General features: G+C 55.6%; 21 protein-coding genes and 2 pseudogenes. 16 read left to right on the top strand and 7 right to left on the bottom strand.

From position 1 onward, the window contains the following. The 7 genes from iscA to sseB all read left to right on the top strand — a co-directional run bounded on the left by iscA (nucleotide 1) and on the right by sseB (nucleotide 5562). Nucleotides 1–324 (top strand): iron-sulfur cluster assembly protein IscA, encoded by a 324-nt coding sequence (iscA, locus tag F9C28_RS12205; RefSeq protein ID WP_199015643.1) that lies wholly within the window; start codon nucleotides 1–3, stop codon nucleotides 322–324. A 77-nt stretch (nucleotides 325–401) separates the two neighbouring features. Then, a complete protein-coding gene (gene hscB / locus F9C28_RS12200) occupies nucleotides 402–917 on the top strand; it encodes a co-chaperone HscB (RefSeq protein ID WP_199015642.1) in 516 nt (171 codons plus the stop codon). Between the two features lie 15 nt (nucleotides 918–932). Further along, nucleotides 933–2783 (top strand): Fe-S protein assembly chaperone HscA, encoded by a 1851-nt coding sequence (hscA, locus tag F9C28_RS12195; RefSeq protein WP_199015641.1) that lies wholly within the window; start codon nucleotides 933–935, stop codon nucleotides 2781–2783. 6 nt (nucleotides 2784–2789) lie between these two features. Further along, nucleotides 2790–3125, top strand: coding sequence for an ISC system 2Fe-2S type ferredoxin (gene fdx, locus F9C28_RS12190; RefSeq protein ID WP_199015640.1), 336 nt, complete (start codon nucleotides 2790–2792; stop codon nucleotides 3123–3125). Nucleotides 3126–3151: 26 nt separating this feature from the next. Next, nucleotides 3152–3352 (top strand): Fe-S cluster assembly protein IscX, encoded by a 201-nt coding sequence (gene iscX, locus F9C28_RS12185; protein WP_199015639.1) that lies wholly within the window; start codon nucleotides 3152–3154, stop codon nucleotides 3350–3352. Nucleotides 3353–3417: 65 nt separating this feature from the next. After that, nucleotides 3418–4704, top strand: a complete 1287-nt coding sequence (gene pepB, locus F9C28_RS12180) for an aminopeptidase PepB (protein WP_199015638.1) — start codon at nucleotides 3418–3420, stop codon at nucleotides 4702–4704. 93 nt (nucleotides 4705–4797) lie between these two features. After that, nucleotides 4798–5562 carry an enhanced serine sensitivity protein SseB gene (sseB, locus tag F9C28_RS12175; RefSeq protein ID WP_199015637.1) on the top strand — a complete coding sequence of 255 codons (765 nt, stop codon included), beginning with the start codon at nucleotides 4798–4800 and terminating at the stop codon, nucleotides 5560–5562. A 38-nt stretch (nucleotides 5563–5600) separates the two neighbouring features. Here sseB and sseA read toward each other — a convergent pair whose 3' ends face one another. Both sseA and F9C28_RS12165 read right to left on the bottom strand, forming a co-directional pair. Then, nucleotides 5601–6446, bottom strand: coding sequence for a 3-mercaptopyruvate sulfurtransferase (sseA, locus tag F9C28_RS12170; RefSeq protein ID WP_199015636.1), 846 nt, complete (start codon nucleotides 6444–6446; stop codon nucleotides 5601–5603). 138 nt (nucleotides 6447–6584) lie between these two features. Beyond that, nucleotides 6585–6755 (bottom strand): hypothetical protein, encoded by a 171-nt coding sequence (locus F9C28_RS12165; RefSeq protein ID WP_199015635.1) that lies wholly within the window; start codon nucleotides 6753–6755, stop codon nucleotides 6585–6587. A 72-nt stretch (nucleotides 6756–6827) separates the two neighbouring features. Between F9C28_RS12165 and ndk the strand changes: the two genes are divergently transcribed. The 9 genes from ndk to F9C28_RS12120 all read left to right on the top strand — a co-directional run bounded on the left by ndk (nucleotide 6828) and on the right by F9C28_RS12120 (nucleotide 17574). Then, nucleotides 6828–7259 (top strand): nucleoside-diphosphate kinase, encoded by a 432-nt coding sequence (gene ndk, locus F9C28_RS12160; RefSeq protein WP_199015634.1) that lies wholly within the window; start codon nucleotides 6828–6830, stop codon nucleotides 7257–7259. 179 nt (nucleotides 7260–7438) lie between these two features. Further along, entirely contained in the window at nucleotides 7439–8605 is a 1167-nt protein-coding gene (locus F9C28_RS12155) for a bifunctional tRNA (adenosine(37)-C2)-methyltransferase TrmG/ribosomal RNA large subunit methyltransferase RlmN (protein WP_199015633.1), read from the top strand. 316 nt (nucleotides 8606–8921) lie between these two features. After that, nucleotides 8922–9947 carry a cytoskeleton protein RodZ gene (rodZ, locus tag F9C28_RS12150; protein ID WP_199015632.1) on the top strand — a complete coding sequence of 342 codons (1026 nt, stop codon included), beginning with the start codon at nucleotides 8922–8924 and terminating at the stop codon, nucleotides 9945–9947. Between the two features lie 26 nt (nucleotides 9948–9973). Then, nucleotides 9974–11092, top strand: coding sequence for a flavodoxin-dependent (E)-4-hydroxy-3-methylbut-2-enyl-diphosphate synthase (gene ispG / locus F9C28_RS12145; protein WP_199015631.1), 1119 nt, complete (start codon nucleotides 9974–9976; stop codon nucleotides 11090–11092). Between the two features lie 140 nt (nucleotides 11093–11232). Then, the gene (hisS, locus tag F9C28_RS12140; RefSeq protein WP_199015630.1) at nucleotides 11233–12507 is read left to right on the top strand and encodes a histidine--tRNA ligase; all 1275 of its coding nucleotides are present in this window, start codon (nucleotides 11233–11235) and stop codon (nucleotides 12505–12507) included. Between the two features lie 39 nt (nucleotides 12508–12546). After that, nucleotides 12547–13167: a YfgM family protein gene (locus F9C28_RS12135; protein WP_199015629.1), complete on the top strand. Its 621-nt coding sequence runs from the start codon at nucleotides 12547–12549 to the stop codon at nucleotides 13165–13167. A gap of 9 nt (nucleotides 13168–13176) precedes the next feature. After that, entirely contained in the window at nucleotides 13177–14358 is a 1182-nt protein-coding gene (gene bamB, locus F9C28_RS12130; protein WP_199015628.1) for an outer membrane protein assembly factor BamB, read from the top strand. Nucleotides 14359–14502: 144 nt separating this feature from the next. After that, nucleotides 14503–15987, top strand: coding sequence for a ribosome biogenesis GTPase Der (der, locus tag F9C28_RS12125; protein WP_199015627.1), 1485 nt, complete (start codon nucleotides 14503–14505; stop codon nucleotides 15985–15987). Nucleotides 15988–16422: 435 nt separating this feature from the next. Next, complete coding sequence (locus F9C28_RS12120) at nucleotides 16423–17574, top strand: N-acetyltransferase (protein ID WP_199015626.1); 1152 nt, start codon at nucleotides 16423–16425, stop codon at nucleotides 17572–17574. Nucleotides 17575–17822: 248 nt separating this feature from the next. Here F9C28_RS12120 and F9C28_RS12115 read toward each other — a convergent pair whose 3' ends face one another. From F9C28_RS12115 to F9C28_RS12100, 5 genes and pseudogenes are all read right to left on the bottom strand, one after another. Beyond that, on the bottom strand, nucleotides 17823–19055 hold the full coding sequence (locus F9C28_RS12115) for an alpha/beta hydrolase-fold protein (protein ID WP_199015625.1): 1233 nt from the start codon (nucleotides 19053–19055) through the stop codon (nucleotides 17823–17825). A 58-nt stretch (nucleotides 19056–19113) separates the two neighbouring features. Then, nucleotides 19114–20886: pseudogene (locus tag F9C28_RS12110) on the bottom strand (ABC transporter ATP-binding protein); the annotation flags it as partial. Nucleotides 20887–21005: 119 nt separating this feature from the next. Further along, a pseudogene (locus tag F9C28_RS20550) lies at nucleotides 21006–22764 on the bottom strand (ABC transporter ATP-binding protein); the annotation flags it as partial. Between the two features lie 97 nt (nucleotides 22765–22861). Continuing rightward, nucleotides 22862–23983, bottom strand: coding sequence for a glycosyltransferase (locus tag F9C28_RS12105; RefSeq protein WP_199015623.1), 1122 nt, complete (start codon nucleotides 23981–23983; stop codon nucleotides 22862–22864). Between the two features lie 154 nt (nucleotides 23984–24137). Continuing rightward, the gene (locus F9C28_RS12100; protein WP_199015667.1) at nucleotides 24138–26321 is read right to left on the bottom strand and encodes a TonB-dependent siderophore receptor; all 2184 of its coding nucleotides are present in this window, start codon (nucleotides 26319–26321) and stop codon (nucleotides 24138–24140) included. Nucleotides 26322–26405: the final 84 nt, after the last annotated feature.

Genomic DNA, 26405 nt, shown 5'->3' with positions numbered 1-26405 from the left:
ATGTCGATTACCCTTAGCGACAGTGCTGCCGCGCGTGTAAGTACCTTCCTGGAAAACCGGGGTAAAGGTTTTGGTCTGCGCCTTGGTGTGCGTACATCCGGGTGTTCCGGTATGGCGTACGTGCTGGAGTTTGTTGACGAGCCTGCTGCTGATGACACGGTCTTCGAAGATAAAGGCGTCAAAGTGGTTATCGACGGCAAAAGCCTGCGCTTCCTGGACGGCACTCAGCTGGACTTCGTAAAAGAAGGCCTTAACGAAGGGTTTAAATTTACCAACCCTAACGTAAAAGATGAGTGCGGCTGCGGCGAAAGCTTCAACGTCTAATGCTGTCCGTATAAAAACCCCACCGGCCACGTGTCCGCGTGGGGTTTTCCTTTATATTTGCTAACCACGGGACTGTTATGGATTACTTCACCCTCTTTGGGCTGCCGGAGAGCTACCAGCTTGACGCCAACCAACTTGCGGCCCGTTATCAGGACCTGCAGCGCCAGTTCCATCCGGATAAATACGCCAACCGCCCGCAGGCTGAGCAACTGGCCGCGGTACAACAATCTGCCACCATCAATCAGGGCTGGCAAACGCTGCGCCATCCGCTTTCCCGGGCCGAATATCTGCTGTCATTACACGGCTTTGACTTGTCTTCTGAACAGCACACTGTACGCGACACGGCCTTTTTGATGGAACAGCTGGAATTACGCGAAGAGCTGGATGATATTGAACAGCAGCGCGATGAATCGCGCCTGGCGTCATTCTCCGGGCGTGTTGACGGCATGCTGGCATCCCGCAGCCAGACGATGGTGAGTGAGCTGGACGCCCAGCAGTGGGAACAGGCCGCCGACACGGTACGTAAATTACGTTTTCTCGATAAACTGCGCAGTCAAATAGAACAACTCGAAGAAAAACTGCTCGATTTTTGATTCTGGAAGCAAACCATGGCCTTATTACAAATTAGCGAACCGGGCCTCAGCGCGGCGCCGCACCAGCGTAAGCTGGCTGCGGGTATCGATCTGGGTACCACCAACTCTCTGGTGGCCACTGTCCGCAGCGGCAAAGCCGAAACCCTGGCGGACCATGAGGGGCGTCACCTGCTGCCCTCGGTCGTGAACTACCATGCTGATGGCCGGATAACCGGCTGGGAAGCGCGTGCTTTAGCCGCTGGCGATCCGGCGAATACCATCAGCTCCGTAAAACGCCTGATGGGCCGCTCCCTGGCCGATATCCAGGCCCGTTATCCACACTTACCTTACCAATTCCAGGCCAGTGAAAATGGCCTGCCGATGATCAACACCCCCGCCGGTGTGCTCAACCCGGTGCGCATTTCCGCCGATATTTTGCAAACGCTGGCCGGTCGCGCCCGGGAGAGTCTGGGCGGCGAGCTGGACGGTGTGGTGATTACCGTCCCGGCCTATTTTGATGATGCCCAGCGTCAGGGGACCAAAGACGCCGCTCGTCTGGCGGGCCTGCACGTTTTGCGCCTGCTTAACGAACCCACCGCCGCGGCCATTGCTTACGGGCTGGACTCTGGCCAGGAAGGAGTTATTGCGGTTTACGATCTTGGCGGGGGCACGTTTGATATTTCGGTGCTGCGCCTGAGCCGGGGTATTTTTGAAGTGCTGGCCACCGGCGGGGACTCTGCCCTTGGCGGGGATGATTTCGACCATCTTCTGGCGGAGTGGATCCGCGAGCAGGCCGGGATCAGCGATCGCGACGACAATCGCCTGCAGCGCCAGTTACTGGACACCGCCATCGCCACCAAAATCGCCCTTAGCGACAGCGATGAAGCGGCAATTAACGTTGCGGGCTGGCAGGGAACCGTCACCCGTGACCAGTTTACGACGCTGATTGCACCACTGGTCAAACGCACACTGCTGTCTTGCCGCCGGGCCCTGAAAGATGCCGGCGTGGATGCCAGCGAGGTGCTGGAAGTAGTGATGGTGGGCGGCTCTACCCGGGTGCCGGTGGTGCGCGAACGGGTGGGGGAATTTTTTGGCCGCACCCCGCTGACCTCCATCGACCCGGACAAAGTCGTGGCCATTGGCGCGGCTGTTCAGGCGGATATTCTGGTGGGCAACAAACCGGACAGCGAAATGCTGCTGCTGGATGTGCTGCCGCTATCCCTGGGGCTGGAAACCATGGGTGGCCTGGTTGAGAAGGTTATCCCGCGTAATACCACCATTCCGGTGGCCCGCGCCCAGGACTTTACCACCTTTAAAGACGGCCAGACCGCGATGGCCATCCACGTGATGCAGGGTGAGCGCGAACTGGTGCAGGATTGCCGTTCCCTGGCACGCTTTGTATTGCGCGGCATTCCACCGATGCCTGCCGGCGGAGCGCATATTCGGGTAACCTTCCAGGTGGATGCTGATGGTTTACTGAGTGTCAGCGCCATGGAGAAATCCTCCGGCGTGGAGGCGTCTATTCAGGTGAAACCGTCTTACGGTCTTACCGAAGGGGAGATCGCCGCGATGATCCAGGCGTCGATGACCTTTGCGGACGACGACGTTCAGGCCCGGATGTTAGCGGAGCAGCAGGTTGAGGCTGCCCGGGTAATGGAAAGCCTGGAAAATGCCCTCGCCATCGATGGCGGGCTGCTGAGCGCCGAAGAGCGGGCGGCCGTAGACACCGTGATGCTTGAGCTGCGCGCGGTAATGCACGGTAGTGATATCGAATCTATTAAGCAAGCCATTAAAAACGTAGACAAACAAACCCAGGAATTTGCCGCACGCCGCATGGATAACTCAATCCGTCAGGCGCTGAAAGGGCAATCTGTGGACGAGGTTTAATTTATTATGCCTAAGATTGTATTTTTGCCTCATCAGGGCCTGTGCCCGGATGGTGCTGTTCTGGAAGCTGAGACTGGCGAAACGATCCTCGATGTTGCCTTGCGCAACGGTATTGAAATCGAACACGCCTGTGAAAAATCCTGTGCCTGCACCACATGCCACTGCATCGTCCGTGAGGGGTTTGACTCCCTGGCGGAAAGCAGCGAAGACGAAGACGACATGCTGGATAAGGCCTGGGGCCTGGAGCCGGACAGCCGTTTAAGCTGTCAGGCCAAAGTCGCCGATGAGGATCTGGTGGTTGAGATCCCGCGTTACACCATTAACCACGCGCGGGAGCATTAAGCCGCGCGCGTCAATGCGGAGGAATCATGGGACTAAAATGGACCGACAGCCGCGACATCGGCGAAGCGCTTTACGATGCGTACCCGGATACCGATCCAAAATCAGTACGCTTCACAGATATGCACCAGTGGATCTGTGAACTGGAAGAATTTGACGACGATCCGAACGCCTCTAACGAGAAAATTCTTGAAGCCATTCTTCTGGTATGGCTTGATGAAGCTGACTAACGGAAAAGGCTGCCTGCGGGCAGCCTTTTTGTCTCATCTGTCACGGTGACGATAAGGAAACAACAATGACAACCGACGCGATGAAAATTACCCTCAGCACCGAGCCTGCCGATGCCCGCTGGGGAGAGAAAGCGATTTACAGCATTAATAATGACGGTGTGACCCTGCACCTGACCGGCAACGATGACCTGGGGCTTATCCAGCGCGCCGGGCGTAAGCTGGATGGCCAGGGGCTGAAACACGTTCAACTGGCCGGGGAAGGCTGGGATGTCGATAAAAGCTGGGCCTTCTGGCAGGGCTATCGCGGGCCAAAAGGCAGCCGCCGCGTTGAGTGGGCGGCGCTGGATGATGCACAGCAGCAGGAGCTGGATAACCGCCTGACCATCATTGACTGGGTGCGTGATGTGATCAACGCCCCGGCTGAGGAGCTCGGGCCGGAGCAACTGGCCCAGCGCGCGGTGGACCTGCTCTGCAGTGCGGGCGGCGAGCACGTCAGCTACCGGATCACTAAAGGTGAAGATCTGCGCGAGCAAAACTATATGGGCCTCCATACGGTAGGGCGCGGATCGGATCGTTCGCCGGTATTGCTGGCCCTGGATTACAACCCCACCGGCAACCCGCAGGCCCCGGTTTTCGCCTGCCTGGTAGGCAAAGGGATTACGTTTGATTCCGGCGGCTACAGCCTGAAACAAAGCGCGTTTATGGACTCGATGAAGTCCGACATGGGCGGCGCTGCGCTGGTGACCGGCGCGCTGGCATTTGCCATTACCCGCGGGCTGAACAAACGGGTCAAACTGTACCTGTGCTGTGCGGACAACCTGGTGAGCGGCAATGCCTTTAAACTGGGGGATATTATCCGCTACCGTAACGGTAAAAATGTCGAAGTGATGAATACCGACGCCGAAGGCCGCCTGGTCCTGGCGGACGGGCTTATCGATGCCTCTGCCCAGCACCCGGAACTGCTGATCGACTGCGCCACCCTGACCGGTGCCGCCAAAACCGCGTTGGGTAACGATTACCACGCGCTGTTCAGCTTTGATGATGCGCTGGCGGGCCGCTTACTGGAAAGCGCCAGTGCGGAAAATGAGCCGTTCTGGCGTTTGCCGCTGGCAGAGTTCCACCGCCACCAGTTGCCGTCCAACTTTGCGGAGCTGAACAATACGTCTAATGCGTCATTCCCTGCGGGGGCCAGCACTGCCGCCGGTTTCCTGTCCCACTTTGTGGAAAATTACCGCCAGGGCTGGCTGCATATCGACTGCTCTGCCACCTACCGCAAAGGGGCGGTAGAACAGTGGTCTGCCGGGGCCACCGGGCTGGGGGTACGCACCCTGGCCAATCTGCTCACCCGCTAAGCGGCGCACTGGGCAAAGGCAGTATCGCCCTCTGGCTCAGTGTCAGGGGGCGCTCCGATTGATATACCGTATGGCGTATTTTCAGGAACAACCATGTCAGACAAGCAACTAACCCTTGACGATCTGCTGGCGCAGGCCGCCACAGAACCCGCCCACCGGCCGGCATTTTTCCGTGCGTTACTCGGCGCCACTGTCTGGGTACCCGGGCGCCAGGACGGGGATGATCCGCACAGCCTTGAGCTGGAGCACTGGGAGCGGGATAACGGCAGTGATGTTATCCCTTTTTTCAGCTCTCAGCAGGCGCTGGCCCAGGCGGCCAGCGGTGAACAATCCTGGGTGATGATGCCGGCCACCACGCTGTTTGATATCACCGCCGGTGAGACGCTGTTCCTCAATGCCAGGCTGCCGGTGGGCAAAGAGTTCACCCCCAGCGAAATCCGCCATTTGCTGGGGAACACCGGGGATCCGCTGAGCCAGCAGTCGGTTATGGAAGGGCAGAGCGAACTGCTGCTGTCAGAAGTCACTGAGCCCCCCGCCGCGCTGGTGGATTCACTGACGGTGCTGTTTACCTCTCTCAAGACCGTGAAACGCGCGTGGTTATCAAGGGTGAAAGCCCCGCAAGATAGCGAGGCGAATTTGCTGATCGGGCTTGAAATAGCCGGCGACGCTGAGGCGGTGATTCAGGCTACCGGGAGTGTGGCAACCGACGTGTTACCCGGGGATGCGCCGGTGGATATCTGCGAAATCGTTGAAGGTGAGCCGGGGATCAGCCATTTTATGCAGGCTCATCTGACGCCGTTTTATGAGCGCCGCTGGGGCAGTTTTTTGCGGGATTATAAAACCGGACGTATTCTGTAGCGCCTGTCTGGCCGCTTCCGGCCAGACAGTACCACCGCTCAGGGGCGGGGTTCGATGGGCAAATCGTCCCGGGCCCCCCATTCACTCCAGGAACCGTCATAAAGCGCCACATCATCAATACCGATGGTGGCCAGCGCCAGCGCCAGTACGGCGGCAGTCACGCCAGATCCACAGCTGACGATAATCGGCTGGTTTAGACGCACACCGTGGCTGGAGAAGATAAACGTCAGATCGTCGGTGGTTTTTAACTGGCCGTTCTCCACCAGTTCAGTCCACGGCACATTACGGGCCCCGGGAATATGACCACGGCGCAATCCGGGGCGGGGCTCATCGGCTTCGGCGTTAAAGCGCGCCGCCGGGCGGGCATCCACTAACTGGACACTGCCTTCGTGGCTGGCGACCAGCACCTCCGGCAGGCGGCGGATAGCCCCAGGGGTAAATTTCACTTCAAAATCCCCTTCCAGGGGCTGCGGCTCACCGCTTTCCAGCGCGAGATCTTCCCGCAGCCAGTCCGCCATGCCCCCGGCGAGGATTGAGACATTTTCCACCCCGACGCATTTCAGCATCCACCAGGCCCGGGGGGCGGAAAACAGATTACCATCATCATAAATAACCAGATGCTTCTGGCTGGCGATCCCCAGTTCCCGCATGGCGACGGCAAAGCTCTCCGGGCGCGGCATCATATGGGGCAGGGGCGAGGTGCCATCTGACAGGGCCTCAATATCAAACAGACGCGCTCCGGGAATGTGGCCCGCAAGGTATTCGGCCTTGATATCGCGGTCATGTTGGGTGGGTTGCGCCATACGGGCATCGAGGATTTGAATATGCGGATCGTCAATATGGTCGGCCAGCCAGTCACCGGCAACGAAGAACGTGGTAGACATGATGGGTTCCTTGTCATGAGCAATAGCATAATTGTCGGCGTTTTTCCCCGGACTCTCAAGTTACTGGCGGGCGGAAAAGGCGCAAATCATGGCATTCAGTGGCCTGGATCACGTCCGCCCGGTATCCGGGGGATAGGTTTACTTACCGATTGAAATAAAAGGGCCGTTGGGCCAGCGCCGGGAGTTTGTTATGGTATTCGCGCGGGCGATAGCCAGCACCAGGGATGGGAAAACAGCAGTATAGTCTTTATGTTGCTTGTTATCGTATTTTTTTAAAGAAATGTTATCTTGATCGATAGTCAATAACATCGTCTCTCTTTATAATCCGCGCCAGGTTATTCCGAAAAGCCGGAATCCATAAAACACATTACAGAGGTAAACATGGCTATCGAGCGTACTTTCTCCATTATCAAGCCCAACGCTGTGGCAAAAAACGTTATTGGCAATATCTTTGCGCGTTTCGAAACCGCAGGCCTGAAAATCGTTGCCACCAAAATGGTACACCTGTCTGCTGAGCAGGCTCAGGGCTTCTACGCTGAACACGCTGGTAAACCGTTCTTTGACGGTCTGGTTGCCTTTATGACCTCTGGCCCGATTGTGGTCTCTGCCCTGGAAGGCGAAGATGCCGTGCGCCGTCACCGCGAAATTCTCGGCGCGACCAACCCGGCAGATGCGCTGGCCGGTACGCTGCGCGCGGATTACGCGGACAGCTTCACCGAAAACGGCACCCACGGTTCTGATTCTGTTGACTCTGCTGCCCGTGAAATTGCGTACTTCTTCGCAGAAGGCGAAGTGTGCCCGCGCACCCGTTAATTCGCTGAAGCAGTAAACGGCACTTACATTTTATTTTGCCGTGCTCACCGCAGAGCATGGCGCACGTGCCGCATAATTTGTACAATGTCGCGCCCCCTGATGCCATACTTCACGGGGCGCTTCTTTTTTCTTAAACCTACCTGGGGCCATAACGTGTAACAACGAGGCCGGAAACGAATATGTCAGAGCAAATTGTCACCCCTGAGACGTCACCTGTTGCCGTTTCGCCTAAAGCTGAAAAAATCAACCTGCTGGATCTGAGCCGCCCGCAAATGCGCGAGTTCTTCAAGTCCATGGGGGAAAAACCCTTCCGTGCCGATCAGGTCATGAAATGGATCTATCACTACTGCTGTGATGATTTTGATGAAATGACCGACATCAACAAGGTGCTGCGTGGCCGACTGAAAGAGATGGCTGAAATCCGCGCGCCGGAAGTGGTGGAAGAGCAACGCTCGTCGGATGGCACCATTAAATGGGCGATCGCCGTTGGCGATCAGCGGGTCGAGACGGTCTATATCCCGGAAGACGACCGCGCCACCCTGTGTGTGTCTTCCCAGGTGGGTTGCGCCCTGGAGTGTAAATTCTGCTCTACCGCACAGCAGGGGTTTAACCGCAACCTGCGGGTATCCGAAATTATTGGCCAGGTATGGCGCGCGGCAAAAATTGTCGGTGCTGCCAAAGTGACCGGGCAGCGCCCGATAACGAACGTCGTGATGATGGGGATGGGGGAGCCACTGCTTAACCTGACCAACGTGGTCCCGGCGATGGAAATTATGCTCGACGATTTCGGCTTTGGGCTGTCCAAACGCCGGGTTACCCTGTCGACCTCCGGCGTGGTTCCGGCGCTGGATAAACTCGGGGACATGATTGATGTGGCGCTGGCTATCTCTCTGCATGCGCCTACCGACGAAATCCGTGACGAAATCGTGCCGATCAACCGTAAGTACAACATTGAAACCTTCCTCGCGGCGGTCCGTCGTTACCTGGAAAAATCCAATGCTAACCAGGGCCGAGTGACCATTGAATATGTGATGCTGGATCACGTTAACGATGGGGTTGAACATGCGCATCAACTGGCGGAGTGCCTGAAAGATACGCCGTGCAAAATCAACCTGATCCCGTGGAACCCCTTCCCGGGGGCACCTTATGGGCGCAGCTCTAACAGCCGTATTGATCGCTTCTCCAAAACCCTGATGACCTACGGGTTTACCACCATTGTGCGTAAAACCCGCGGGGACGATATTGATGCGGCCTGTGGTCAGCTGGCGGGTGACGTCATCGACCGGACGAAGCGGACACTGCGTAAGCGGATGCAGGGTGAGCAAATCGCGGTGAAATCTGTCTGATTTCAGGCACAAGGCCGGCAGGGGAGCGCATCTGATGATGCGCTTCTGGTCTGATTATGTCGCTAACCGGCCTTTTCGCCTTGTGGAATCTGGCTGAACGGTAATAATTACGGTGCGTTTTTTTGCACTTTGAGGCAGTATGTGGCGGCGCAACAATATGTTAGCTGTGCCGCATCAGGCAGGACGCTGTCGCGTGGAAAATGCAGGGGAAACTCTGCTGTACAAGATATATTCGTGGCACAGGCCACCCTCCTTCTGCGGGCAGGCGACCAGTGTCTGGTTCCTAAATTCACACAGTACCAGCAGTTGTAAGCTAATGAATACTGAAGCCAATCAAGAACAGAATACAGCACAGACCACGGGTGAACGTTTACGTCAGGCCCGCGAAAAACTCGGTCTTAGCCAGCAGGTTGTTGCTGAGCGTTTATGCCTGAAGGTTTCCACCGTCCGGGATATCGAAGAGGACAAAGCGCCAGCCGAATTGGCTTCCACCTTTTTGCGCGGCTATATCCGCTCTTATGCCCGTCTGGTGCACGTACCGGAAGATGAACTGCTGCCGATGATGGCCAAGCAGGCCCCCCTGAAAGCGGCCAAAGTGCAGCCGATGCAGAGCTTTTCGCTGGGTAAGCGGCGTAAAAAGCGTGACGGCTGGCTGATGAGCATCACCTGGCTGGTGCTTTTTGTGGTTGTCGGCCTGACCGGGGCGTGGTGGTGGCAGAACCATAAAGCGCAGCAGGAAGAGATCTCCACCATGGCGGATCAATCTTCTGCTGAACTGAGCGACGCCGGTAATAGCCAGTCGGTACCGCTGGATACCAGCGGCAGCGCCGCTACGCCGGTGGATAACGGTAATTCAGCACCGTTAGCCGATACCAGCAGCGCGGCACCGGTTCCGGCACCGACTGATACCCAGCCTGCGGCACCGCAGACGGCGGATCAGCAACCGGCAGTGGTTTCTCCGAGCCAGGCAAATGTTGATACTGCGGCTACCCCGGCGACGCCTGCGGTACCGTCAGCACCGACTGCTGGCCAGTTGCCGACCGATCCTGCTCAGGGTGCGGCGGCACCAGGTGCTACGGATCCGAATGCGCTGGTGATGAATTTCAACGCAGATTGCTGGCTGGAAGTGAGCGATGCGACCGGTAAAAAACTGTTCAGCGGCCTGCAGCACAAAGGTGGCAACCTGAATCTGGTTGGCCAGACACCGTATAAACTGAAAATCGGTGCCCCTGCTGCAGTACAGGTTCAGTTCCAGGGTAAACCTGTTGATCTGAGCCGTTTTATCCGCACTAACCAGGTTGCACGTCTGACCGTTAATGCTGAACCGGCTGCGGCACAGTAATTAACGGGTTATTGGAGAACGTAGTTATGCATAACGAAGCGCCCATTCAACGCCGGAAATCCAAACGGATTTATGTCGGGAATGTGCCCATCGGGGACGGCGCGCCTATCGCCGTCCAGTCTATGACCAATACCCGTACCACGGATGTGGACGCGACGGTTAATCAGATCAAAGCACTGGAGCGGGTAGGGGCAGACATTGTACGCGTTTCTGTTCCTACCATGGATGCCGCCGAAGCCTTCCGCCTGATCAAACAACAGGTGAATGTGCCGCTGGTGGCAGATATCCATTTTGACTACCGTATCGCCCTGAAAGTGGCTGAATACGGTGTGGACTGCCTGCGTATCAATCCCGGTAATATCGGTAACGAAGAACGTATTCGCACGGTGGTGGATTGCGCCCGGGATAAAAATATCCCGATCCGTATCGGCGTGAATGCCGGTTCGCTGGAGAAAGATCTCCAGGAAAAATACGGGGAGCCGACGCCGCAGGCACTGCTGGAATCGGCTATGCGCCACGTGGATCATCTGGATCGGCTTAACTTTGACCAGTTTAAAGTCAGTGTCAAAGCGTCGGATGTTTTCCTGGCGGTGGAAGCGTATCGCCTGCTGGCCAAAGCCATTGATCAACCGCTGCACCTCGGGATCACCGAAGCCGGTGGGGCCCGCAGTGGCGCAGTGAAATCTGCCATTGGCCTGGGGCTGTTGTTATCGGAAGGTATTGGCGACACGCTGCGCGTATCGCTGGCGGCGGACCCGGTGGAAGAGATCAAAGTTGGTTTTGATATTCTTAAATCGCTGCGTATTCGCGCCCGCGGGATCAACTTTATTGCCTGCCCGACCTGTTCCCGTCAGGAGTTTGACGTCATCGGTACGGTGAACGCCCTCGAACAGCGGCTGGAAGATATTATTACGCCGATGGACGTCTCCATTATTGGCTGTGTGGTGAATGGCCCGGGTGAAGCGCTGGTTTCAACCCTTGGCGTTACCGGCGGTAATAAGAAGAGCGGCCTGTATGAAGACGGCGTACGTAAAGATCGTCTCGATAATAACGATATGATCGATCAACTGGAGGCCCGTATCCGGGCAAAAGCCAGCATGCTGGATGAAAACCAGCGTATTGCAGTGCAACAACTGGAAAAATAACGCCAATCCCGATATGGTGCGGGTGCCAGGCACTCAGCATCATACCGTGAGCAGGGGTTATTCGGTCCCATATATGCCTGGACCCGTCAGGCACTGGCCAGACGGGTTCATTTTTTTGTATCAGACAATAGAGAATAATCGTGGCAAAGAATATTCAAGCCATCCGCGGCATGAACGATTATCTGCCGGGTGAAACCGCAATCTGGCAGCGTATTGAAGGCATCCTGAAACAGGTGCTCGGCAGCTACGGCTACAGTGAAATTCGCCTGCCGATTGTAGAGCAGACCCCGTTATTCAAACGCGCCATCGGTGAAGTGACCGATGTTGTGGAAAAAGAGATGTATACCTTTGAGGACCGCAACGGCGACAGCCTGACTTTGCGTCCTGAAGGGACTGCTGGCTGCGTGCGTGCCGGTATTGAGCATGGTCTGCTGTACAATCAGGAACAGCGCCTGTGGTACATCGGCCCGATGTTCCGCCACGAGCGTCCGCAAAAAGGCCGTTACCGCCAGTTCCACCAGATGGGGCTGGAAGTGTTTGGTCTTCAGGGGCCGGATATTGACGCCGAATTAATTATGCTGACCGCCCGCTGGTGGCGTGCGCTGGGGATCAGCGAGCATGTTAATCTGGAGCTTAACTCCATCGGTTCCCTGGAAGCCCGTGCCAACTACCGCGATGCCCTGGTGGCATTCCTGGAACAGCATAAAGAGAAGCTGGATGATGATTGCCAGCGCCGGATGTACAGCAACCCGCTGCGGGTGCTGGACTCTAAAAACCCGGATGTCCAGGCGCTGCTAAATGATGCACCGGCGCTGGGGGATTACCTGGATGACGCGTCCCGCGAGCACTTCGCCGGGCTGTGTGCGCTGCTGGATGCGGCGGGTATCAAATACACCGTTAATCAGCGTCTGGTGCGCGGCCTGGATTACTATAACCGCACCGTTTTCGAATGGGTGACCAGTGCGCTGGGTTCCCAGGGGACGGTCTGTGCGGGTGGCCGTTACGATGGCCTGGTCGAGCAACTGGGTGGCCGGGCAACACCGGCGGTCGGTTTCGCGATGGGGCTGGAGCGTCTGGTGCTGCTGGTACAGGCAATTAATCCGGAATTAAAACCAGAATCCGCTGTCGATATATACCTGATCTCCTCCGGTGCGGGTACCCAGTGTGCCGCGATGCTACTGGCAGAGCAGATCCGCGATCGGTTACCGGGCATCAAACTGATGACCAACTACGGTGGCGGGAATTTCAAAAAACAATTTGCCCGTGCGGATAAATGGGGCGCGCATATTGCACTGGTACTGGGTGAAGATGAAGTAGCAAAACACCAGGTGGTTGTGAAGGATCTGCGTTCCGGGGAACAGCAAGCCGTGGCACAGGATGCGGTTGCTGAACACCTGCAGGCGCTGCTGGGCTAATAACTTCCCCGGTAATATTTCGTTAAGGAGAAGGACTGCGTGGAAATGTACGAAAACGAAAATGACCAGGTTGATGCGGTAAAACGCTTTTTTGCCGAAAACGGTAAAGCCCTGGTTGTTGGGGTGGTATTAGGGATCGGTGCGCTGGTGGGATGGCGTTACTGGAATGGTCATCAGAGCGACCAGGCCCGGGAGTCTTCTCTGGCCTATGAACAGGTCACCACGGCTATTCAGTCTGATAAGCCTGACACCCTGGCCGCCGCACAGAAATTTGCATCTGACACCAATAATACCTATGGTGCGCTGGCGGCGATGCAAGTTGCCCAGCACCTGGTAGACAGCAATCAGCTTGATAAAGCCGTTGCTGAGCTGCAAAAAGGGGTGGGTGATGCCAAAGACCAGCAGCTTCAGTCGCTGATTAATCTGCGCCTGGCGCGCATTCAGATTCAGCAAAAACAGGCTGACGCCGCGCTGAAAACGCTGGATACCGTGAAAGGTGAAGGCTGGACGGCTATTGTTGCTGATATCCGCGGTGAAGCATTACTGAGCAAAGGCGATAAGCAAGGTGCTCGTGATGCGTGGAGTAAAGGTGTCGCCAGCGATGCCTCTCCGGCACTGCGTGAAATGATGCAGATGAAAATTAATAATTTGTCCAGCTAAGAGGGACTCATGCAATTGCGTAAATTACTTGTGCCAGGGCTAATCTCTCTGACGCTGCTCAGTGGGTGTTCACTCTTTAGTGGTGAAGAAGACGTAGTAAAAATGTCTCCGTTACCGGAGGTAGAAAACCAGTTTACGCCGAATACCGTGTGGAGCAGCTCTGTCGGTAGCGGTGTGGGTGATTTCTATTCCAACCTGCATCCGGCATGGCAGGATGGCAACGTGTATGCGGCAGACCGTCGCGGTACCGTTAAAGCAATGACCGCCAGCGATGGCAAAGAGATCTGGAAAGTTGACCTGTCAGAAGATCGCGGCTTCTTTCACCGTAATGCACCGGCGCTGCTCTCCGGTGGGGTAACTGTCTCCGGTGGCCATGTATACGTTGGCAGTGAAAAAGCGCAGATTTATGCACTGAATATTGCCAATGGCGATATTGCCTGGCAGACCACGGTCGGTGGTGAAGCCGTGTCGCGCCCGGTGGTCAGCGATGGTCTGGTGCTGGTACATACCAGCAACGGCATGTTACAGGCCCTGGATGAGGCCAGCGGTGTTATTAAATGGACCGCGAACCTCGATATGCCGTCTCTGTCTCTGCGTGGCGAATCCGCCCCGGTCACCGCCTACGGTGCAGCCATTGTCGGTGGCGATAACGGCCGCGTCAGCGCGGTGCTGATGCAGCAAGGTCAGATTATTTGGCAACAGCGTATCTCCCAGGCTAACGGCCCCACCGAAATCGATCGTTTGAGTGATGTTGACACCACCCCGATTGTCGATAACGGCGTGGTATACGCACTGGCTTATAACGGTAACCTGACGGCGCTGGATCTGCGTTCTGGCCAGATCATGTGGAAGCGTGAACTGGGCTCGGTGAATAACTTTATTGTTGATGCGGGTCGTATCTTCCTGGTTGATCAGAATGATCGCGTATTGTCACTGACCACCGACGGTGGGGTGACCATGTGGACCCAGGAGAAATTACTGCACCGTAATCTGACTGCCCCGGTACTGTTCAACGGTTATCTGGTGGTGGGCGATGCGGAAGGCTATATGCACTGGATGAACACCGATGATGGGCGCTTTGTCGCGCAGCAGAAAGTCGATAGCTCTGGTTTCCAGACCGATCCGACTATTGCGGGCGATCGGGTGTTGATTCAGGCAAAAGACGGTACACTGTATTCAATCAGCCGTTAACTGGCCCTGTCAGTGAGTATTAAAAACGGCCCCTGTTAATCAGGGGCCGTTTGTTGTTTATAAAAAACGATGCAACCAGGGCAGATTGCCACGAAGTTTTTGCGTCGACTTATTCGTTAAATTTTGAGTTATGAGGCTTTTATCATGGTACCTGTGATCGCGCTGGTCGGGCGCCCGAACGTGGGTAAGTCCACGTTATTTAACCGTTTAACTCGCACCCGTGATGCGCTGGTGGCGGATTTCCCGGGGCTGACTCGCGATCGTAAATATGGTCGTGCGGAAGTTGAAGGGCGTGAGTTTATCTGTATCGATACCGGCGGGATTGACGGTACCGAAGAAGGGGTGGAGACCCGCATGGCAGAGCAGTCGCTGCTGGCCATTGAAGAAGCTGATGTGGTGCTGTTTATGGTGGATGCCCGTTCCGGCCTGATGCCGGCGGATACCGCGATTGCAAAACATCTGCGTTCCCGTGAAAAACCCACCTTCCTGGTGGCGAACAAAACCGACGGCCTTGATCCTGACCAGGCGATGTCCGATTTCTGGTCGCTGGGTCTGGGGGATATTCACCCGATTGCGGCCTCCCATGGCCGTGGGGTGACCTCGCTGCTTGAACACGTGCTGATGCCGTGGATGGACGAAGCCAGCCCGCCGGAAGAGGTGGATGAAGACGCCGAATACTGGGCACAGGTTGCGGCGGAAAACGGCGAAACCCCGGAAGGCGAGCCGCTGGAAGACGAGACATTTAACCCCCAGGATCTGCCGATTAAGCTGGCAATTGTCGGGCGGCCGAACGTAGGTAAGTCCACACTAACTAACCGTATCCTCGGCGAAGATCGCGTGGTGGTTTACGATATGCCCGGCACCACCCGCGACAGTATCTACATCCCGATGGAGCGCGATGAGCGTGAGTACGTACTTATCGACACCGCCGGGGTGCGTAAACGCGGCAAAATTACCGACACGGTGGAAAAATTCTCGGTCATTAAAACGCTACAGGCTATCGAAGATGCCAACGTGGTATTACTGGTTATCGATGCCCGTGAAGGGATCTCCGATCAGGACCTGTCGCTGCTGGGCTTTATCCTCAATAGCGGCCGCTCACTGGTTATTGTGGTCAACAAGTGGGACGGGCTGACTCAGGAAGATAAAGAGCAGGTGAAAGAAACCCTCGATTACCGTCTTGGCTTTATTGATTTTGCCCGGGTGCACTTTATTTCTGCACTGCACGGTAGCGGTGTGGGTAACCTGTTTGAATCTATCCGCGAGGCCTACGACAGCGCGACCCGCCGGGTAAGCACCGCGATGCTGACCCGCATCATGAACATGGCGACAGAAGACCATCAGCCGCCGCTGGTGCGTGGCCGCCGTGTGAAACTGAAATACGCCCATGCCGGTGGTTATAACCCGCCGATCGTGGTGATTCACGGTAATCAGGTTAAAGATCTGCCGGATTCTTATAAGCGTTATCTGATGAACTATTTCCGTAAATCACTGGAAGTTATGGGGACGCCGATCCGTATTCAGTTCAAAGAGGGGGAGAACCCGTTTGCTAACAAACGTAACACCCTGACACCGAACCAGATCCGTAAACGTCAGCGCCTGATGAAGCACATCAAGAAAAACAAATGACGATGTAAGTCATGTCGTCTGTTGTTACAAAAATCCACCAGCCCGCATGACTGCGGGCTTTTTTTATGGGCTATTATAAAGGCGCAGTAAAGCGCATGGTTGGCCTGTATCTACTATAAATAGACTGATATCACTTGTGTTATCGCTAATAGCGAAGCGATGGTTAATGTGACTTAAAATTAATATTTCCCGTCTAATAAGTGAAACATCGCCAGGGTAAGTTTGTCATTGCACTCTGTTATCTATTCGAAATGCGTCACAGGTACAATATGCAATAAATGTCTATTACCGTGATACAGCAGATATACCTCATCGGTGTTGTCAGAAAAAGAGTATGATGACCCAATGAGCCCTGGGTGAAAGCGCCCACCCCTCCAGACAAACACGCTTAGCAATAAGTGTTGTCCTGCTATTTTATTCAAAATTAAGGTCTTTATGATTCAAGTTGAAAAAGTAACAAGCAAACAAGAAATGAAAGATTTCCTCGCTTTTACTTCATCGTTATATCAATCTGATTCTAGCTGGATCGAACCGTTATATCTTGAACGTAAAGAACATTTTTCTGAGAAAAATCCAGCAACAGAACATATTGAATGGCAAGCATGGATTGCTAAGAAAGCGGGAAAAGTCGTAGGCCGAATAACCGCACAAATAGATATTTTGCACCGTGAACGTTACGGCACAGATACCGGGCATTTTGGGACGATTGATGCCATTGATGATCCTGAGGTCTTTAGTGCTTTATTTGCTGCGGCAGAGGCGTGGTTAACATCAAAAGGAGCATTAAAAATTACCGGGCCTTTCGGCCTGAATATCAATCAGGAAAGCGGATTGCTTATCGAGGGTTTTGATACGCCACCTTCCACAATGATGCCCCACGGGAAGCCTTATTACGCCGCGGCGATGGAAAAACAAGGCTATTCGAAAGGCATCGATTTACTGGCCTACTGGATGCGCATTGATGAAGTACACTTCTCTCCCTCACTGACCAGGCTTATGGCTCAGGTGAGTAAGAATGTCACTATCAGGCGTTTAGATCGTAAGAAATTCAACGAGGAAATGCAGGTTTTACGGCAAATATTTAACTCAGGCTGGCAACATAACTGGGGATTTGTGCCGTTTACCGAAAACGAATTTGCCATTATGGGGGATCAGCTAAAGTTCCTCGTACCAGACGATATGATATATATCGCTGAAGTTGACGGTAATCCCATTGCGTTTATTGTCGGTATGCCGAATATCAATGAAGCTATTGCGGATATTAATGGGAAAGTGTTGCCGTTCGGCTGGGCAAAATTGTTGTGGCGCCTGAAAGTCAGCGGCGTACATACCACCCGGGTACCGCTTATGGGCGTCCGCGAAGAGTATCAATTTAGCCGTACCGGCCCGGTCATTGCGTTATTGCTGATTGAAGCATTACGTGCTGCCTTCGCCAGACGAAAAATTGAAGCCTTAGAGATGTCGTGGATATTGGAATCTAACGTCGGTATGCGTAAGATTTTAGCGCGTATAGGGGCAATTAGTTATAAACGCTATCGCCTGTATGAAAAGGATTTAACGGCGAATAAAGCAAGTAATATCGAATAAAAACAGCGATGCGGGTACGATTTGTTTATCTAAGCAAGCGACAGGAACGATAATCCATAGCGTGGCGTAACAATTTATTGCCTGTGTACATACTCTGTAAATCTATTACATATCGATATGAACAATGCGCTATTTTATTTTTTATTATTCAGAAAAATAAATAACCTTATAAAAGGTATCATTTGTTATCGCCATCGCCGTCAGGCCCGCATTATCGCGGGCTTTTTACCGGCGTGGGCAGATCCTGGTTAAAGCGTTGCCAGGCTGTCCAGCAGGGCGCCGCGCCACCAGGCATAATCATGGCCACCGGTATAGATGGCCAATTGACTGTCTACACCGGCGGTAAGCAGGCGTTGATGTAACCGCTCAGTATGCGGCACCATCGCGCCTTCCAGGGCGCCGATATTGAGTCTCACCCGTACGGTTTTTGGCGGGGCGGCGAGGATATGTTCGGTGATCCACGAACGCTCCCCGACGGTGAAATCGGCCGGGCGGCGGCTTTTGTCCGGCACCGACCACATCGACGCTGACTGGGAAATAACGCCGCCGAAGATGTGCGGCGCATATCGGGCCGCCATCAGTGCCGTCAGGCCACCGAGGCTTTGCCCGGCCATTACCGTGCGTGTGCGATCTGCCCACTGTCTATCCGCATGGGTTTTCCTGATATCAGGCACCAGCCGTTCGGCGATATCCAGCACCAGCTCACTGCGCGCCCCGAGAGTTTCAATGCGGTCGGCGGTGTTTATGTTGTCAATTCCCAGCACGGCCATCGGCGTAATCCGTCCGCTGGCAATGGCGTTATCCATCGCGCGCGGCAGGCCGAGGCTACCAAACCATCTTTCAGCATCGGGTTGCACCAGCAAACCCAGCGGCGTACTGGGCGGGACATTGGGCAGGTAGAGGCGCACCAGGCGCTCTTTACCTGCGAGAACGTGCCGGGTGATTATCTGCACCCCATGATAGCTATCGGGAGCATCGGCCCACTCGGCCTGAGAGGGGGCGCGATCCAGCGCCAGAACTGAGTGGCGGAGATCGTCTCTGGATGCCATCTGCGGCGAGGTATTAAGCGGATCGGGCTGGCCGGGCAGGGCGCTGTCCCTTGTCCCCAGCAGAGAAATCGACGCCGCGGAGGCGGTCGCGGGAATTTCAGTAAAGGTATAAGAGCCGCAATAGCTGGCCGGTAGCCGCAGGGTCAGTATCCAGATATCGTGCAGTGGCAGGGGGGTCATCATGCCTTGCGCCACGTTATTTTTATCGGTCACGCGATTTAAATGCAGATAGACCGCCTGTGGTGCGCCCTTTGTGCGCCACAGAAAGGTAACCTCCCGCAGATCGCTATCGTTCGCTACCGGTGTGATAAGCGGGAAGCTGGCTGTGGCCGCCTCATGCCAGAACTGCGCGATATCCAGGGTGGCAGGCATCTTGAGCTGTTGCAGAAGATGCGCGGCCTGGTCAGCCGGTACGCCTGAGATATTATTCATTAGCCATTCCACCAATTAGTATTATGTATCACCGCGCCGTGGCGCGGTTGGGTCATTGTCAGGACGATGCCAACAGCGGCTCTCCCACACTGTCATGCCACAGGCGGGCGTAAATTCCGCCCGCTGCCAGCAGCGCCTCATGGGTGCCGAGCTCGGCAATATTCCCCCGATCCAGTACTGCTATCGCATCACAGCGGCAGGCCGTGGTCAGCCGGTGGGCAACCACCACGGCAGTATGCCCCCGGGTTCGGGCCCCGTCGATCAGTGAGGCCATCAGCGTCTCTTCTGAGGTGCGATCCAGCCGTGAGGTGGCTTCATCCAGCAGCAATATCTGCGCATTCGCCAGCTGGGCGCGGGCGAGGGCAATAAGCTGACGCTGGCCTGCGGATAAGCCGGTGCCGCCGTTGTTGACCGGCGTGCGGAACCCCTGGGGGAGGGTGCGGATAAGAGGCAATAGCCCGACCTGGCGCGCCGCGTTTTCCACCGCTTCATCACTACTTTCCGGTCGCGAATAGCGGATGTTTTCTGCGATATCGCCGCTAAACAGCGCGACATCCTGCTCCACCAGCCCCACCTGGGGGCGATAGTCGGCCAGCGGCATCATCCCGACAGGCTGATCCCCGGCGTAGATTTCGCCGCTGGCGGGGACGTAAAGCCCGGCAATCAACTTGATGAGGGTAGATTTGCCTGCGCCGCTCGGCCCCACGATGGCGATAACCGCACCTTCCTGGAGGGTCAGATTGAGTTTATCCAGCGCCAGCTTGTCGCTCCCGGGGTAGCGGTAAGAAATATCCCGCAATGTAATATCGCCCCTGACGGGAATAACCTCATCCGGCGGCGATGGCGTGACCTCTTCTGCGCCTTCAGTGGCCAGCAGTTGGTTGATGTGCATACCGCTCGCCGAGGCTTGCTGGTAGGCATCGACCATCGCGGATAACTGCTGTAGCGGCCCATAAAATTGGCCCAGCAGTAACAGAAATGCCGCCAGCACACCGGCGGTCATCTCGCCTTCAGCTACACGCCAGGCCCCGACCAACAGCACCAGGGCGTAAGATGCTTCGGTGCAAAAGGTCAGAAAAGGCATATAGACGGCGAGGTATTTCTGCGCCCGGACCCGTGTCGCCCGGAAGCGATCCGACAGGGCGCTGAGCCGCGCGGACTCTTTATCCTGTTGCCCGTGGGACTGTACGACCCGCATCCCCGACACTTTTTCCTGCAATGTACTGTTAACTTTGCCAATCTCAATGCGCGCCTGGGCATAGGCCGGTGAACTCAAGCGGCGGTAGAACCAGGTGGCCAGGACGACCACCGGCAAGGCGCTTAGCGCCACCAGCGCGAGCGTTGTATCGAACCAGAACATGGTGATAGCAATCGCCAGCATGGTGATTAAGCTGGTGACCGAGCTGGCCAGACCGTTTTGCAGGAACTTCGCGAGTGAATCCACGTCGACCGTCATCCGGGTAAGACGAGAGTCCACGTTCTGTTCGTGGTAGGGCAGGTTGAGCCGCAGCAGGTGCCCAAAACTTCTCAGCCGCACCGTATGCTGTACGGTCTCTGCGCCCAGGGTGGCGACCACGGTCTGGGTTGAATAGCAGCACCAGCTGATGATCACCAGCCCCAGGGCAAGCAGGGCACACAAGCCGATGGTTGACAGATCCCCCGCCACCACGCCGGCATCGATACCCCGCTGTAAAAGGATGAGTACGCCGACGCTGGCGGCGGAGTCAATGGCGATAAGTAAGGTCGCGACTGCAAAAATCCAGGCGACCGGTGCCAGCAGTGACTGTACCCGCTGGCCTTTACCGGATAGCGCCATGCGCACGGCGTTTTCCGCAATATGGCTCATCCACCGGGTAATACCCCGGTTTGCCATCAGCGACTCGTCTTTGCTGTCGTGAGCCGGGGATGTTTGTGCTGGCCACAGCGACACGAGGGGGTCATCGGGCGTCAGCAATAAATCCCCGCCGCCGGCTGTCAGCGCGCGAAACGCCGGGCAGCGTTCCTCCAGCTCTTCCTGAGTACCGATATCGATAACCCGCCCTTTTTCCAGTACCACGATTTTACTGGCCAGCTGCAGTGTTGCGCGGCGGCGGGCGATGACCAGCAGCATATGTTGCTGGTCCGCATATTGGCTTAAGGCGGCATTAATTTCCGCTTCCGTTCCCGCGTCTACAGCCGATGTTGTATCGTCCAGAATCAGCAGTTCAGGGGCGGTAAGCAGTGCCCGGGCCAGGGTGATGCGCTGGCGCTGGCCGCCCGAAAGGTTAGTGCCACGTTCGGTGAGACGGGTCTTGAACCCCTCGGGCAGGGCGCTAATGAACCCTGTGGCCCCGGCGGCGTCAGCGGCGCGCTGAATATCCTCTTCCGTTGCACCCGGGTGGCCATAGGCGATATTTTCCGCAACGGTACCGGCAAACAGAAACGCGTCTTCAAACACCACCCCCACAGCACGGCGCAGCTCGCTCAGCCTGAGTGAGCGGATATCCTGGCGTCCATGCCCGGTGTTTAGCCACAGGCTGCCGGTACTGGGATCATAGAACCGTGCCAGCAGCATCAACAGGGTGGATTTACCGGATCCGGAGGCCCCCACTACCGCCAGCGTTTCGCCTGCGTTAATCGAGAAGGAGACATCGTTCAGCACCTGGGTGCTGCTGCCACTGTAACTGAACCCGACATTTTCCAGTGTCAGCCCCACCATGCGGCCATCAATCGGCTGGGTGCCATCCTGCATCTGTGCGCGGGTGTCGATCAGCGTGAACACCCGCTCTACCGATGCCCGGGTCCGCTGGGCGATGATAATAAAGGAGGCCAGCACCCGGGTAGGCCCGGTCAACATGGCGAGAAAGCCAGCAAAGGCAATAAAAGTCCCCAAATCGATACGTCCGTTCATTACGGACCAGCCACCGAAGCACAGGAGCACTATCTGCCCGAGCACCGGGAGCGCCAGCATCGTCGCCCCGGGCATTGCCTGGGCGACTGCCGCGCCGATCCGCACACGGATCATATGGCGCGACTGGCTATCTAACCACTTTACTTCGCGCAGTTCCGCCGAGCAGGATTTAACAATGGAAATCAGATGCAGCACTTCGCGCATATGCTCGGTTAACTGCGCGAGCCGATCGGTGGCCATTCCCGACTGGGCAAAAACGCGTCGGCGGGCTTTAAGGCCGGTCACGGCGAGGCTAACCAGCACCGCGACCACAATAAGTGTCATCGGCGGCGACATCCACAGCATCACGGCCAGGCCCACCACGTAATAGGTGAGAATGGCCAGCGGCACCGGGCACATTTGCAGCAGGGTGTGCATCTGTTGCAGATCGCTATTGGTCCGCGAGATAACTTGCCCGGTTCGCAGTTCATCCTGCCCGGCGCCGTCCAGCTTCTGGATGCTGTCGAAAACCCGCTGGCGCAGGGTGTGCTGAACCCACAGCGACAGTTCACCGGCGTAACCGCGGCGCAGGTAGTTACCGATAAAATCAAACAGCCCAATGAGCAGCAGGCCGCCGGCAAACCACGGTAGCTTTGCCGGAGAGCCCGCCAGCGCGTCATTAACCGCCTGTCGGGTCAGCAGTGGCGCTAATGCCGCCAGAATAATCGTGGCCACTGAAGACAGCAGCACCACGAGACTTAAGGCTTTACGCTCCCAGCATACGCTGGCAAGGCGGAGCATCCACGATGCCGACGGGGAAGGCGTTTTTTTCACGGACATCAGGATGCCTCCCTGCGGTAAGCTGTGAGGACGGGGAGCGTATTCCCGGGCCAGAGGCCCGGGCTAATCAGATGGACAAAACGAAGCGGCTGGAGAGTCATGAGTATTTTTGGGTCAGTTGGGTGATGATAGTCGAAGCAACCGTTGACGGGCTATCCTGCGCGGCCATTTCGGCGGCGACGTCGGCCGCGGCAGCGCCAAACGAAGGCGTATTGAGAAAATCGTTAATCATTCCGGTGGTTAAGCCTTGCTCGCCGGGAATGATCCCGCAGCCGCGATCGACAACGGCCTGGGCGTTGACCGGGCGATCCGCCCCCTGGCCAAACACGATTTGCGGTATTCCGGCGTGCAGCGCGGTCAGGGTATTGCCCGCGCCGCCGTGATGAATAAACCCATCCGCCCCGTTGAGGAATACGCCCATGGGGATCCAGTCCACTAGCCGGACGTTAGGCGGCAGGTCATGTAAATCGTCGCGAGCATTGTCCGAAAGATGGAGGATAATCTCGGCATCCACCTCGTCGGCGGAGTCCATCACCCAGGAGATAAGATCGAGGCCATCGACCATCGGCTTCAGGGTGCCAAGGCTGACCAGCAGGCGCCGGCGCCCCGGCGTGCGATCCCACCAGCTTTGCCAGACGGCGCCACCGTTGTAGGGAACGTACTGCATGGAGATAACCGGTTCACCGTCATTTTCCAGGATACTCATACTGGGTGGCGTTACGTCTATCCAGGCCAAATCACGCGGCGGTTCAACAACACCGTGGCGGGCGTAGGCATCGGCAAGGGATCGCGTCACCCCTTTGATATGCCAGGGTTTGTGAGCGAATCCGACCGACTGCATTACCACGGGGATATCAAATTTTGCTGCCAAAAGTGGGCCAATGACCCCAAGCGGTGGGTAGACAATCAGGTCCGGGTGCCACTGGGCGGTGAACGCCACCAGCCGATCAGCCATTTCGTCACTGAAGAATGAAAAATGCCCCATTTTGGTCCCGGCATTATTCTTTTTACGTAGCGCTTCGCGCCGGCGATAGTCGGCCTCAGAATCGAAACCTGGTGCGGCATCGAAGGTGACCAAACCGGCCTGGGCGGCCTTTTGCGCAAATTTATCCGTGCTGGCGACCACCACTTCGTGGCCGTTAACGCGAAATGCCTGGGCTAAAGAGAGGACGGGGTATAACAAGCCATATAATGGCGGTCCGACAAAGAGAATTCGCATGGGAAATACCTCTACACCTGACGAATAATGATGTTGAAAATTCACGCCGCACACTGAGCCGTGAGGCGGCGATCGGTTTTCTGTCGGTTTGTGGTCATGACACTGGTGGCCGTAAGGCGGGCTGATTTTGTGAACCAGCCCACGTTTGCCGGTGTCAGAACCGTAAACCGATATCCATGTAGTACGTGCGTCCTGGTTCGTTGTAGGTGTTGGCACCTGCGCCCCACAGATAAGCGCCGGTTTTATCATTACCAGTGCTCTGAGCATTGCCCTCTCTGAAGTGACGTTTATCGAACAGGTTGCTGATGCCAGAGGTGATATACATATTTTTATTTATGTCGTACGTCGCGCTGACGCCGACCAGGGTATAAGGCGATACCTGGCGGGTTTCCGTACCCGAAGTCCGTTCGCCTTTGTAGTTATATTTTTTGGGTTTTTGAGCGCCATACCAGGTCAGGGTGCCCTGTACCGAAAGCTGACTACTCGCCTGCCAATCGAGGGTTGAGTTAATGGTGTATTTAGGAATGATGGATAAATAATCGCCGGTTGTTTTATTTTTATTCTCAATAATATAAGTGAAGTTATTTTTCATTTTTATCGCGTCGGTGATGGGGAAGTTCAGTGTTCCCTCCAGCCCCTGCACCACGACTTTGGGCACATTTTCCCATTTGTAGATATTGGCACCGAGAGTGCTCTGGCCGACGATGTTATAGCCGCTCTCAATTTTGTTGTGGTAGTCGTTGCGATACCAGGTCAGACCGGCCTGCAGGTCATCATGGTTATATTCAATCCCCACCTCTTTATTGACGCTGGTTTCAGCACTCAGATCCCGATTGCCCTGTAAATAGCAGCGCTCGCCGTTATAGCAGCCCTGGCCTTTACTCATCAGCAGGTAATTGGGGTTGGTTTGATAGAGGTTGGGCGCTTTCCATGCGCGTGCGATACCCAGCTTCAGGGTGAAATCATTCCCCAGCTCCTGGGAAAGGTTCAGCCCGGGGCTCCAGTTACTGCCGGTGTAACTCTGGTGGTTGAAACGGATGCTGGGTGTCAGCTGGGTGCTATCCGTCAGCTCAATATTGTCCTCAGCGAAAATGCCGTAAATATCGGCCGAACTGTATTCGCTGCGTTTGCCATCGGTGAGCCCGTTAATACTGCCATTCGCTTTGGTGGATTCGGTATTTGATACCGGGTCCTTCATTGCCTGGTGATTAAATTCCGCACCGAGGGTCAGGGTTTGATTAACCCATAAATTCAGCGGGATATTAACCTCGGAATGGGTATTGGTATCATAGAGCGTAATGGTGGAGAAACCTTCATTGGCGGGGCTAAATATCCCGGAAATACCGCCGGATAGTCCTTCGTTAAGCCGCCGGTTACGGGTTTTTTCAAACTGAATATAGTTATCGGTGGTGACACCGTTATCCCACGCCCCGGTATATTTGAGGCTTAATGTCTGGCGATACAGTACGTTAGTTTCTTTACCGTAATATTTATTAACCAGCGCATTGCTATTGGTATTTTGCGTATCACCGGAGTACAGATTGCCCTGGCGACTATAGCCAGCATTCAGTTCAAGGGCCTGGTTTGGTAAAAATTCCCAGCGTAACACGGAGTTAAAATCTTTATTAATAAAGCCTTCACGGCCAGCCGGATAAGATCCCGCGTATGGCCCAATCCGGGGAATTGTGTGGTTTTCATTAATATCCCGCGCGTCGGCCTGGGTTTTATTCCAGTTGCCGTACATCCGCAGGCTGAGTGTATCCGTCAGGGCACCCATTAAACTGGCGTTATAGCGTTGGGTTGCGCCCTCAGATTTATGTTCTGGCTGGTTGAAAAACGTATTGAAGCTGCCGTGCCAGTCTTTAGTGGCTTTTTTCGTAATAATATTAACCACGCCACCCATGGCACCGTTTCCGTACACTGCGGCGGCCGGACCACGGATAACTTCAATACGCTCAATCAGTTCCGGCGGTACCCAGTTGGAGTCACCCCGGGTATCGCGTTCATCGCTCCAGCCGTAGCGCACGGAGTTACGGCTGGTCACCGGCATACCGTCAACCATAATCAGGGTATTTTCCGGCCCCATACCGCGAATATCTATCTGGCGGTTATTCCCCCTCTGGCCGCTGTTAGAATTCCCTGTAAGGTTAACGCCTGGCATGGTACGAATAATTTCTGAGACATCACGTTGAATCGGGCGCTCTTTTATTGCTTGGCTATCGATAATTGAAACGCCCGGCGCCTGAAGTGTCTGGGTTTTGGCGGTAACAACTATTTTGTCTTCATTGTTATTCTTTTTCTCCTGGTCTGGTAATGGGTCATTAGGGCTTTGTTGAATAAATCGAACTTTTAGCCGAAATTAGGATCAGATCACCACACTCCTGACCCTGTAGCGACATCCTGTGACAAAGCAAAAGTTCAA

It is taken from the genome of Shimwellia pseudoproteus, from assembly GCF_016415625.1.
In the GTDB taxonomy this organism is placed as follows: domain Bacteria; phylum Pseudomonadota; class Gammaproteobacteria; order Enterobacterales; family Enterobacteriaceae; genus Shimwellia; species Shimwellia pseudoproteus.
The sequence above is the reverse complement of the archived record's forward strand: the minus strand, read 5'-3'. Positions and strand labels throughout refer to the sequence as shown.